This is a genomic window from Aeromonas sp. ZOR0002, from assembly GCF_963866995.1.
GTDB lineage: Bacteria > Pseudomonadota > Gammaproteobacteria > Enterobacterales > Aeromonadaceae > Aeromonas > Aeromonas caviae.
In genome coordinates this window covers 1-10,862 of the sequence record NZ_CAWMFQ010000314.1, presented here as the reverse complement: position 1 = coordinate 10,862, position 10,862 = coordinate 1, and the positions used below count along the sequence as shown (strand labels likewise).

Annotated in this window: 7 protein-coding genes; 5 read left to right on the top strand and 2 right to left on the bottom strand. The window is 54.3% G+C overall.

The genetic code is table 11. The annotated features are described in order from the left end of the window. Positions 1-1,195 (top strand): iron ABC transporter permease (locus AACR77_RS17125; protein ID WP_042878575.1); only part of this gene is annotated, 1,195 nt, incomplete at its 5' end. Positions 1,196-1,614: 419 nt separating this feature from the next. Here the strand turns inward: AACR77_RS17125 and AACR77_RS17120 are convergent. Together AACR77_RS17120 and AACR77_RS17115 are read right to left on the bottom strand one after the other, a co-directional pair. Continuing rightward, positions 1,615-2,934, bottom strand: a complete 1,320-nt coding sequence (locus tag AACR77_RS17120) for a type II toxin-antitoxin system HipA family toxin (RefSeq protein ID WP_042878571.1) — start codon at positions 2,932-2,934, stop codon at positions 1,615-1,617. Continuing rightward, a complete protein-coding gene (locus AACR77_RS17115; protein WP_042878568.1) occupies positions 2,934-3,188 on the bottom strand; it encodes a helix-turn-helix domain-containing protein in 255 nt (84 codons plus the stop codon). Before AACR77_RS17115 ends, AACR77_RS17120 begins: the two co-directional genes overlap by 1 nt. 538 nt (positions 3,189-3,726) lie before the next feature. Between AACR77_RS17115 and AACR77_RS17110 the strand changes: the two genes are divergently transcribed. From AACR77_RS17110 to AACR77_RS17095, 4 genes are all read left to right on the top strand, one after another. Beyond that, positions 3,727-4,350, top strand: coding sequence for a recombinase family protein (locus AACR77_RS17110; protein ID WP_042878565.1), 624 nt, complete (start codon positions 3,727-3,729; stop codon positions 4,348-4,350). Between the two features lie 786 nt (positions 4,351-5,136). Further along, positions 5,137-7,602, top strand: coding sequence for an EcoAI/FtnUII family type I restriction enzme subunit R (hsdR, locus tag AACR77_RS17105; protein WP_042878561.1), 2,466 nt, complete (start codon positions 5,137-5,139; stop codon positions 7,600-7,602). Positions 7,603-7,722: 120 nt separating this feature from the next. Then, a complete protein-coding gene (locus AACR77_RS17100; protein WP_042878560.1) occupies positions 7,723-9,210 on the top strand; it encodes an N-6 DNA methylase in 1,488 nt (495 codons plus the stop codon). Then, entirely contained in the window at positions 9,210-10,835 is a 1,626-nt protein-coding gene (locus AACR77_RS17095; protein WP_052224748.1) for a restriction endonuclease subunit S, read from the top strand. Before AACR77_RS17100 ends, AACR77_RS17095 begins: the two co-directional genes overlap by 1 nt. The last annotated feature ends 27 nt before the right edge of the window (positions 10,836-10,862 follow it).

Below are 10,862 nucleotides of genomic sequence, written 5' to 3'. Positions count from 1 at the left end.
CGCCATGGTGCGGCTGCTGGGGGTCAGAAAACTGGCCCAGCGGCTGCTGTGGGCACCCATCCTCGGCGCCCTGTTGCTGGCGGCCACCGATCTGCTGCTGCAGACCCTGAGCCGGTTCTGGCCTGTGCTGATCCCGACCGGCGCCATGACGGCCCTGTTGGGGGCGCCTCTGCTGCTCTGGCTGATCCCGCGTCTTGGTATCAAGCAGAGTGCGCCTAAGGCGAACTCCTCCCTGCAGTTGGCCCGCCATCCGGCGCCGACTCGCCTTGTCGGCCTGATGGTGTTGGGGCTGGCTGCGGCGGTGATCGCCTCCCTGTTGTTTGGGCAGGGGATGGGCGGCTGGGGCTGGCCGAGCTGGCTGCGGTGGCAGGCCCAGCTGGAGTGGCGCTTGCCGCGCACGCTGGCAGCGGGTGCCGCAGGCGTGTTGCTGGCGCTGGCAGGCACCCTGTTGCAGCGAGTCAGCAACAACCCCATGGCGAGCCCCGAACTGCTGGGGGTAAGCGGTGGCACCTTCATGGGGGTGATTGCGGCGGCCCTGTTGCTGCCCGCCTTGCCGCTGCCCATGATGCTGCTGGGGGGGCTGGTGGGCGCCTTCGCCTGCCTGTTGCTGCTGGTGCTTATCAACCGGCGCAACGGCTTCCAGCCGGAGCGGATACTGCTGTCTGGCATCGCCATCACGGCGCTGTTCGAGCCGTTGCAGGCCATCGCCCTGGCCAATGGCGACCTGCGGGTGCAGCAACTGCTCTCCTGGATGTCCGGTTCCACCTATTACGTCACCCAGCCGGTGGCCCTTGCCCTAGTGGTGCTGGCGCTGCTGATGCTGGCAGCCTGCCTGCTGGTGAGCCGCTGGCTCGATCTCATGCCCATGGGGCCGGCGGTAGCGACGGCTCTGGGGATCCATCTCGGCCGTGCCCAGCTCACCATCCTGCTGCTGGTGGCCGTGCTCACCGCCAGTGCCACCATGGTGATAGGCCCGCTCTCCTTTGCCGGTCTGCTGGCGCCGCACCTGGCCAGATTGATGGGGCTGGTGAGGGCGCGCTGGCACCTGCTCGGCGCCGCAGGCTGTGGCGCTTTGCTGATGGTGTCGGCGGACTGGATCGGCCAGCAAATCCTCTTTCCCCAGGAGGTGCCCGTCGGTCTGGTCTCCACCCTGTTAGGGGGTGCTTACTTCATGTGGTGCCTGCGCCGCCTCTAGATTGGTGGATGAAAAGCGCACAAAAAAGCCCGGGATGAACCCGGGCTTTTTATTGCCTACCGTGCGGCGCTATTTGCCGATGCAGAATGTAAATAATCTATTATCTTCAATATGTTATTGACTTTTCGGGGGCCACTTGGGGTAAAAGTAACTAAAACAGCATATTGAGAGGCCGCTCACGGGTTTCTGCTATCGTGCAGCGTTCCCACATAGTCCATTCTCGATCGTGCAGCCTTCCCATATGAATCAACGCTATGCTACTACACGCATTCAAAACCGCCTTTTAGGTGAGTTTTGAACATATTTTGCACCGACCATAGCACCGTCCGGTGCCTGGAAAGCCGCTTTTACTCTTCGAACCGTGCAAACTTCCCATAGGTGGTTTGGCTAACCGTGCAATCATCCCACATACCGCCAATTTAATCCCAGCCCTTTATCAGTCTGGCTGAGCGGGCTTTTAGGCCCTCTAGAATGGTGCTGCTGATGGCATCGGGGAAGCCCGCTGGCAATTGCTGGGTAACACGCTCAATAACATCATCAACGGAGTTGGCGAGTTCTGTCAGGATCTCTTCCATAGCAGAACGCTCAAATCCCACAGCTTTCGCCGTTTGGAAGAAATTACGCGGGAATATCTGCTCAATGGCGTATTTCTTTCCCTTGCTGCTTGCTAGGCCCATAGCGAGCTTGGCGTCCCTTCGGTTGAGGCCTCGGCCGCCAAACACTGGATAGACAGATAGGATGTCGTAAAAAGGGGTCAGGCGAAAACGCCCTTCCGGTTCAATAAAGACCGAGAAGTTCTTTGCATGGCCATCGGTGGCCGCCAGCAGCCAGAACAGGACCTGAGATTTCATAAACAGGTAGCGATCCTGTTCTGGTGTTGCAGAGCCCAGCAAGGTTTTCATGATGTCAGTGATCCCTGGTCCTCCATGGCTCTCGTATTTCCGTGCTGACGGAACATTCAATACCTGACAGAAATCTTCTTGGGGAAGGCGCATGATCCAACTGCGATCGGCAGCGTAACGTCTGTCAAAGCGTTCCACAGCCAGTGCTTTGACCTGGCCAACCTGCATTATGAAGCAGTGAGGTACGGGTAGACCAAACTCCTTGGCAATCAGAGTGCAGAGATATTTGTTTTCTACGCTCTGGGAGAGGTCTATCGAGTAGGAGTGGCTTTCAATCTTGCCGATAGGGAGTTTGATTATGTGGGTTGTCGGCGTTGCATTGAGTGGCAAGTACCAACGGCCATCGAGATAGAGCAGTGCAGTCTTTTCTTGCGCCCCGGCGATAGAGATCCGGAACTCCTCTTGCTCCCTGACCATCCCCAAAGGGATTCCTGATTTGTAGCTGGTCAGGATCTGCTCGAGCTCGTCATCGGAAAGTGCCTTGTAGTCGATTCGCCTGACATCTGGAACATCGAGCCCTTCGGTAACCAGCTGTAATGCCCCTACGCTATCCTGGCCAATGCAACTGAGCAGATCGAAGGGCTGGGTTGATACCGCTTGATAGCGTGCTACAACCCTGTTCCTCACCTCTGTATTATCTGGCAGCAGGTTGTCAAAGAAGTTATAGGCTTCATCGCCCCGGTAGGCCTGATGGCGCAATGGCATGGAGAGTGAGATGGGACGGCTGCCCGGTTGTGCTAGCCATGACTCATGGTACTGAAACTGATGGGCGCCGCTGGTAGCTTTGGTGAATGTGCCTACCCGATAGCCGTTCATGTAGACAGCCAGATTGGCCATTACCACTCCTCCTTCCAGCCCGATGCCGGACTCTCGGATGACTCATTGCGGGGTTTGATGTCCAGTGACAATTCGAGTGCCGCGAGGATCTTGAACAGGGTCTCCAGCTTGGTGGACTCAGGATTGAGCTCGAAGCTGGAGACTGTGTCTTGCCTAATCCCCACTTTCTCGGCCACTTTGCCTTGAGAGAGCTTTTGAGAAAGCCTGGCATCCTTGATACAGGCGCTCAGCTGCTTGGCGCTGGTTACTTTCATGATTCGACAACCTGGTAGCGTGCTTTCTTCCAATTTACACGCTATGGCAGGTATATCAATGTTTACCTGCTATAGAGGGTAAGTATCATTTACACGCCGTAGGCGGTATTTAACATATATCCCCTATAGCGGGTAAGAGAACAGCAGACGGGGAGATTACCAAGGCATGGGGTAAAGAACTGCCGCGCTGCGCTTGGCTGCTGGCTTGTTCGGCGAGTCGAAAAGATGACTCACCTCAAAGCCCAGCTTCTGTAGATTTCCTCCTTTGGCATCCCATTCAGCAGATCAGGAATCGTGGGCAACGTCGCCTAAATACTCAAATACAACTCAAAAGCGACTTTGTGATGACGGATCACACTTAAAGTTTGTGCTGTCAGATCAAAAGGCTATCGAAAGCTCGTGTTTTGATCGTCATGCGGTGGTTTCAAAAAGGTATACCCCATAAAAACCACTTAATACCCTCTCGAAAATCATATTGAAACCACTTATATTGAACCAATAATTCGGAACCAGTTTAAACAGACTGATGGGAGTTTCAATGTTCATACGGGCGTATTTACGTGCATCGACTGTGGAACAGGATGCTGAGCGGGCACGAGAGCTGCTGATTGGTTTTGCTGCTGAGCATGGCCATCAGATTGCCAGTTTCTATGTAGAGAATGAGTCGGGGGCGACGCTGGACAGGCCTGAGCTTATGAGGCTGATCCGCGACGCTGCAGATCGTGACATTGTGCTGGTAGAGCAGATTGATCGTCTGGCCCGTCTCAATCAGACGGATTGGCAAACATTGAAGCAGTTGCTAGCTCAGAAACAGCTCTCCATCGTTTCTCCGGAGCTTCCGACTTCCTGGGTGGCGTTACAGGGGGACAGCCGCTCCGAGTTCACCAGCGCCATCTTGCAGGCTGTAAATGGCATGCTGCTGGATATGCTGGCAGCCGTCGCTCGCAAAGACTACGAAGATCGCCGACGCAGGCAACAGCAGGGTATTGCCAAGGCCAGGGATGAGGGGAAATATCGCGGTCGCCAGAAAGATGAAAAGAAGCGTCAGCACATCGCACAGTTGTTGAGCACCGGACACAGCTACTCGGTGATCCAGGAAATGTTGGGCTGCTCCCGCCATCTGATTTCGTGCGTGGCAAAAGAGGTTCGTTCAGCAAAATAGCGGGTCATTTATCCGAGGCATCCATGTGACTCTTCTCGATATACAGCCACGCAGCAAAGGCGCCAAACCCTATCAGGAATGAAAACAGGAGGATCAGGATGACGATGCTGTTCATGGTGATGGCCTCAGGTGTAGCGGATAAAGGATGCAATCAGGTGATCGTGTGACCAAACTCCATATCACCATGGACTCTGCTCAGGAAAAAATCAACAACGCGCTGAAAGTATTGAAGTTTGTTCGCTCGCGACAAACATGATTGCGTGGAATCACGCAGGATGTGGGGCCATGAAATGAGCCTTGTCATCCCCAGCCAATTCCCGTCCAGTTTCTTTCCACATAACTATCTATCTGGAAAAATGGTGCGAATTTTCCACATAGTGGAATGCTTGTTCAGAACCAGTTATGTGGAATCCTGATCGAAGAATTCCTATCTATCTGGAAATTTCGTGCCGTTTTTCTCTCTGGAATATTGGTCATCTTGTTTGGAGGGATGATGGACTCTGGTGTGCTGAAATATGGGGGACGGATTCCTATCTATCTGGAATCTTGGCCTGTGCATTCAGAGGGAGCCAAGCCGGCTAACTGGCTATGGGACTAACTCAAGCGATGCCCTTCAACAAGCATTCACTACGACCTAGTTATGCCATTGCCAGACGTATCCTTGACCCGAAGGCATGCCATCAAGAGCTGCACCCCATGTTGCTTTATGAGTCTGAAATCAATAAAACCCGGCTGATTTTATGAGAGAATCTTGAGCAATATTGTCCCCCGACCGGAAGAGTTCTCATGGCCGAGATCAACAAAGCAACCCTCACCGAAGCCGACATCATCTCCAAATACTTACTGCCTGCTATCAAGGCTGCTGGATGGGATGACCTGACCCAGGTCCGTCAGGAGGTGAAGCTGCGGGATGGCAAGGTGGTGGTGCGCGGCCAGTTGGCGGCCCGCAAAAAGGTCAAATCGGCCGATATCGTGCTCTATCACAAGCTGGGCTTGCCACTGGCGGTGATCGAGGCCAAAGCCAACAAGCATGAGATTGGCAAGGGGATGCAACAGGGGCTCGATTATGCCCGCCTGCTGGATGTGCCCTTCGTATTTGCCAGCAACGGAGATGGCTTCGTATTTCATGACAAGACCAATCCGGCCAAGTTGGAATCCGAGATTGCGCTGGAGGACTTCCCCAGCCCGGGCCAGCTTTGGGACAAGCTCTGCACCTGGAAGGGCTTCACCCAGGCCCAACTGCCTGTCATCAGTCAGGACTATTACTCGGATGGCAGCGGCAAATCTCCCCGCTATTACCAGCTGCAGGCCATCAACAAGACCGTAGAAGCCATATCGAAAGGTGAGGATCGGGTATTGCTGGTGATGGCCACCGGCACCGGCAAGACCTACACCGCATTTCAGATCATCTGGCGTTTGTGGAAGGCGCGCGCCAAGAAGCGCATCCTGTTTCTGGCCGATCGCAACATTCTGGTGGATCAGACCAAGATCAATGACTTTCAGCCCTTTGGCTCGGCCATGACTAAGGTCACCGGGCGCACGATCGACCCCGCCTATGAGATCCACCTTGCCCTATATCAGGCGCTCACCGGGCCGGAAGAGTCGCAGAAAGCCTTCAAGCAGGTCTCAGCCGACTTCTTCGACCTGATCGTGGTGGATGAGTGCCATCGGGGCAGCGCCGCCGAAGACAGCGCCTGGCGCGAGATCCTCGAATACTTCTCATCGGCCACCCAGATTGGTCTCACCGCCACGCCCAAAGAGACCGAAACCGTCTCCAGCACCGATTACTTCGGTGACCCTGTTTATACCTACTCCCTCAAAGAGGGGATCGAAGATGGCTTTCTTGCCCCCTACAAGGTGGTGCGGGTCGATATCGATGTCGATCTGCAGGGGTGGCGTCCCACCAAAGGGCAGATGGACAAACAGGGCAACCTGATTGAAGACCGTATCTATAACCAGAAGGATTTTGACCGCACTCTGGTGATCGACGAGCGTACCCAGCTGGTGGCCGAGACCATCACCAACTACCTCAAGAAAACCGACCCGATGGCCAAGACCATCGTGTTCTGCAACGACATCGATCATGCCGACCGGATGCGACGGGCGCTGGTCAACCTCAACCCGGAACAGATGGCCAAGGATGAGCGCTATGTGATGAAAATCACTGGCGATGATGACCTTGGCAAAGCCCAGCTCGACAACTTCATCAACCCGAAAAAGCCCTATCCGGTCATCGCTACTACCTCCGAGCTGATGACCACTGGCGTCGATGCCAAAACCTGCAAGCTGGTGGTGCTGGACCAAAACATCCAGTCCATGACCAAGTTCAAGCAGATCATCGGCCGTGGTACCCGTATCGACGACAAGTACGGCAAGCTCTGGTTTACCATTCTTGACTTCAAGAAGGCTACCGAGCTGTTTGCCGATCCCCGTTTCGACGGCGAACCGGAGCGCGTCATGGTGGTCAAGCCGGCAGACATCAACAATCCGGATGATGGCTTGGGCGATATCATCGATGGCGCCGATCCGCTGCCAACCGATGAACCCGGCGACCATGGCGATCCGTTTGCCCCCGGAGTAGATGAACAACCCGGCAGCTACACAACCGGTAGTGATGGTGGCCAGAGTGGCGCAGGGGGTCAGGGCACAGGCCCGCTGGGTGGCCCCGAGCCCGGGGTCAGCAAGTATTATGTCAACGGCGTGGCGGTCAGCGTCATCGCCGAGCGGGTGCAGTATTACGATGTCGATGGCAAGTTGGTGACCGAATCCTTCAAGGACTACACCAAGAAGACCCTGCTCAAAGAGTTTGCCACCCTGGATGCCTTCACCAAACGTTGGCAAGCCGCCGAACGCAAGCAAGCCATCATGGATGAATTGGCTCAGGCGGGCGTGCTGTGGGAGGTGTTGGAGCAGGAAGTGGGTAAGGAGCTCGACCCGTTCGACCTTATCTGCCACGTGGTATACGATCAGCCGCCACTGACCCGCCGCGAGCGGGCCAACAACGTCAAAAAGCGCAACTACTTCACCAAGTACAACGACACCGCCCAGCAGGTATTAACCCGCCTGCTCGACAAGTATGCCGATCAGGGGGTGACCGAGATTGAGACCAAGGATGCGCTAAAAGTCGCTCCCTTTACCGAGTTGGGTCGCCCGCTGGAGTTGGCCAAGAAGGGTTTTGGTGGCCCCAAACAGTTCGAGCAGGCCATCACCGAACTGGAGCAAGAAATTTACCGTGAGCAGCAGAGCGCCTGACGACCTGACTGCTTCTGAACTACCATGCGGCCATTCCAATGATGGCCGCTTGTTTTATCGATACTCCTGACGCATTCGCCCCTGTATTCGTCACCATTTTTGTAAAAAGCAGAGAATCCCATGTCATCCATCAGCTCAGTCATCAAATCCATTCAGGACATCATGCGCAAGGACGCCGGTATCGACGGCGATGCCCAGCGCCTCGGCCAGCTCTCCTGGCTGCTGTTTTTGAAAGTGTTCGACGCCCAGGAAGAGGAGCTGGAGTTTGAGCAGGATAACTACCGCTGCCCCATCCCCGAGCGCTTCCTGTGGCGCAACTGGGCGGCCGATAGTGAAGGGCTGACCGGCGATGCCCTGCTCGATTTCGTCAACAATGACCTGTTCGATAGCCTGAAAAACCAGCCTGCCAATATCGATCTCAACCCCCGTGGCTATGTGGTGAAAGAGGCGTTCTCTGATGCCTTCAACTACATGAAAAACGGCACCCTGCTTAAGCAGGTGATCAACAAGCTAAACGAGATCGACTTTACTGACAGCAGCGAGCGCCACCTGTTTGGCGACATCTACGAGCAGATCCTGCGCGACCTGCAAAGTGCCGGTAACGCGGGTGAGTTCTACACCCCCCGCGCCGTCACCCGCTTTATGGTCAACCGCATAGACCCCAAGCTTGGCGAGCGGATCATGGACCCGGCCTGCGGTACCGGCGGCTTTCTCGCCTGCGCCTTCGACCATGTCAAAGAGCACTATGTCGAGACCTCAGCCGACCACCAGACCCTCCAACAGCAGATCCTGGGGGTTGAGAAGAAGCAACTGCCACACCTCCTTTGCACCACCAATATGCTGCTGCACGGTATCGAGGTGCCGGTGCAGATCCGCCACGGCAACACCCTCGACAAGCCGCTGTCGAGCTGGGACAGCGATATCGACGTGATCCTCACCAACCCGCCCTTTGGCGGCACCGAAGAGGATGGTATCGAGCAGAACTTCCCGGCCGATCTGCGCACCCGCGAGACCGCCGACCTGTTCCTGCAGCTGATCATCGAAGTCCTGAAAAAGGGCGGTCGCGCCGCCGTGGTGCTGCCCGATGGCACCCTGTTTGGCGAAGGGGTCAAAACCAAGATCAAGCAACTGCTCACCAGCGAGTGCAACCTGCACACCATAGTGCGGCTGCCCAACGGCGTGTTTGCCCCCTATACCGGCATCAAGACCAATATCCTCTTCTTCACCAAGGGCCAGCCCACCAAGGATGTCTGGTTCTACGAGCACCCCTATCCGGCTGGGGTGAAGAGCTACAGCAAGACCAAGCCGATGAAGTTCGAGGAGTTCGAAGCCGAGATTGCCTGGTGGGGGGATGAGGCGGGCGGCTTTGCGGCTCGGGTTGAGAACGAGCAGGCCTGGAAGGTCGGCATCGACGAGATCATTGCGCGCAACTTTAACCTCGATATCAAAAACCCCCATGTCGGCGAGCAGATAAGCCACGATCCTGACGAGCTGCTGGCGCGCTATGCCACAGAACAGGCCGAGATCCAGACCCTGCGTGACCAACTTAAAACCATTCTCGGTGATGCCTTAGGCAAGGGCACGGCCAAGCAGGAGGGACAGGCATAATGGCGGCTCTGAAAATAGAAAATCTGATTACCGACCATCTGGATCTCTGGAGTGCCGCGGTGCGCCCGAAAAGCAGTGCCGGACGCGGCAGCAATAGCAAGCTGGAACTCACCGGTATCAAAAAGCTGCGCGAGCTGATCCTGGAGCTGGCCGTGCGTGGCAAACTGGTGCCGCAAGATCCTAACGATGAACCCGCCTCTGTGTTGTTGGAGCGTATTGCTGTCGAAAAGGCGCGGCTGGTGAAAGAGAAGAAGATTAAAAAAGAGAAACCGCTGTCTGCGATTAGCGAAGACGAAAAGCCGTTTGAATTGCCGAAGGGATGGGAGTGGTGCCGCTTTGAAGATATTGTTGATATTCAAAGTGGGATAACAAAAGGCCGGAAATTAACAAATAGGGTATTAACTACAGTACCTTATTTAAGTGTTGCCAACGTTCAACGTGGGTATGTTGATGTGACAGGTATTAAGTCAGTTGAGCTTCCTGTTGATGAGGTCGAAAAATATCAGGTTTTGACAGGTGATCTTCTGATTACTGAAGGAGGTGACTGGGATAAGGTTGGTCGCACAGCAATTTGGGCTGATGAGATGCCATATGTCGCACACCAGAACCATGTATTTAAGGCTAGAAAGTTTCTTCAAGAACAGGATGAGTCTTGGCTAGAAATGTTCCTGAATGGGCCTTCAGCTAGAGATTATTTTGCTGGTTCAAGCAAGCAAACGACTAATTTAGCATCGATCAATAAAACACAATTACGTGGTTGTCTAATTGCCATCCCACCCAAAAATGAAAAAAGTTGTATTGTCGCCAAAGTCGATGAGTTAATGACCCTCTGCGACCAGTTGGAGCTGCGCAGCGAGTCGCAGCTGGCGGCGCACCAGACGCTGGTGGAGACCCTGCTCGCCACGCTGACAGACTCCAGCGATGCCGACGAGTTGGCGCAAAACTGGGCGCGGCTAAGCACTCACTTCGATACCCTCTTTACCACCGAGGCCAGCATCGACGCCTTGAGATATACCATCCTGCAACTGGCGGTAATGGGCAAGCTGGTGCCGCAAGACCCTAGCGATGAACCCGCCTCCGCCCTGCTGGAGCGAATAGCCTCCGAAAAGGCACGGCTTGTCAAAAACAAAACGATTAAACAAGAAAAGTCTCTTCCTGAGATAAGTGAGGAAGAAAAATTATATCGAGTTCCTAGTTCATGGTGTTTCTGCCGATTAGGTGAAATATGTTATGGGATCACATCTGGTTCTACACCACCAAAGGACAAATTTTTAGAATCTGGTGGTGTTCCATATCTTAAAGTGTATAACATTAGAGATCAGAAGATTGACTTTGATTATCAACCGCAATTCGTTGTGAAAGATTATAATGAATCAAAGTTGAAACGGTCTATGCTATATCCAGGTGATGTAGTAATGAATATTGTAGGCCCTCCTCTTGGCAAGGTCGCAATTATCCCTAACACTTATCCAGTTTGGAATTGCAACCAAGCTATAGTGTTTTTTCGGCCGATAGACAGTCAAATTAACACTTACATATATACCTATTTAGTCACGGGGCTTTTTCTACGTTCAATCGAGCTTATCGGTACTGCAGGGCAAGATAATATATCTGTACAGATCTAGTTATCACCTGACACCGGCCTCAAACCG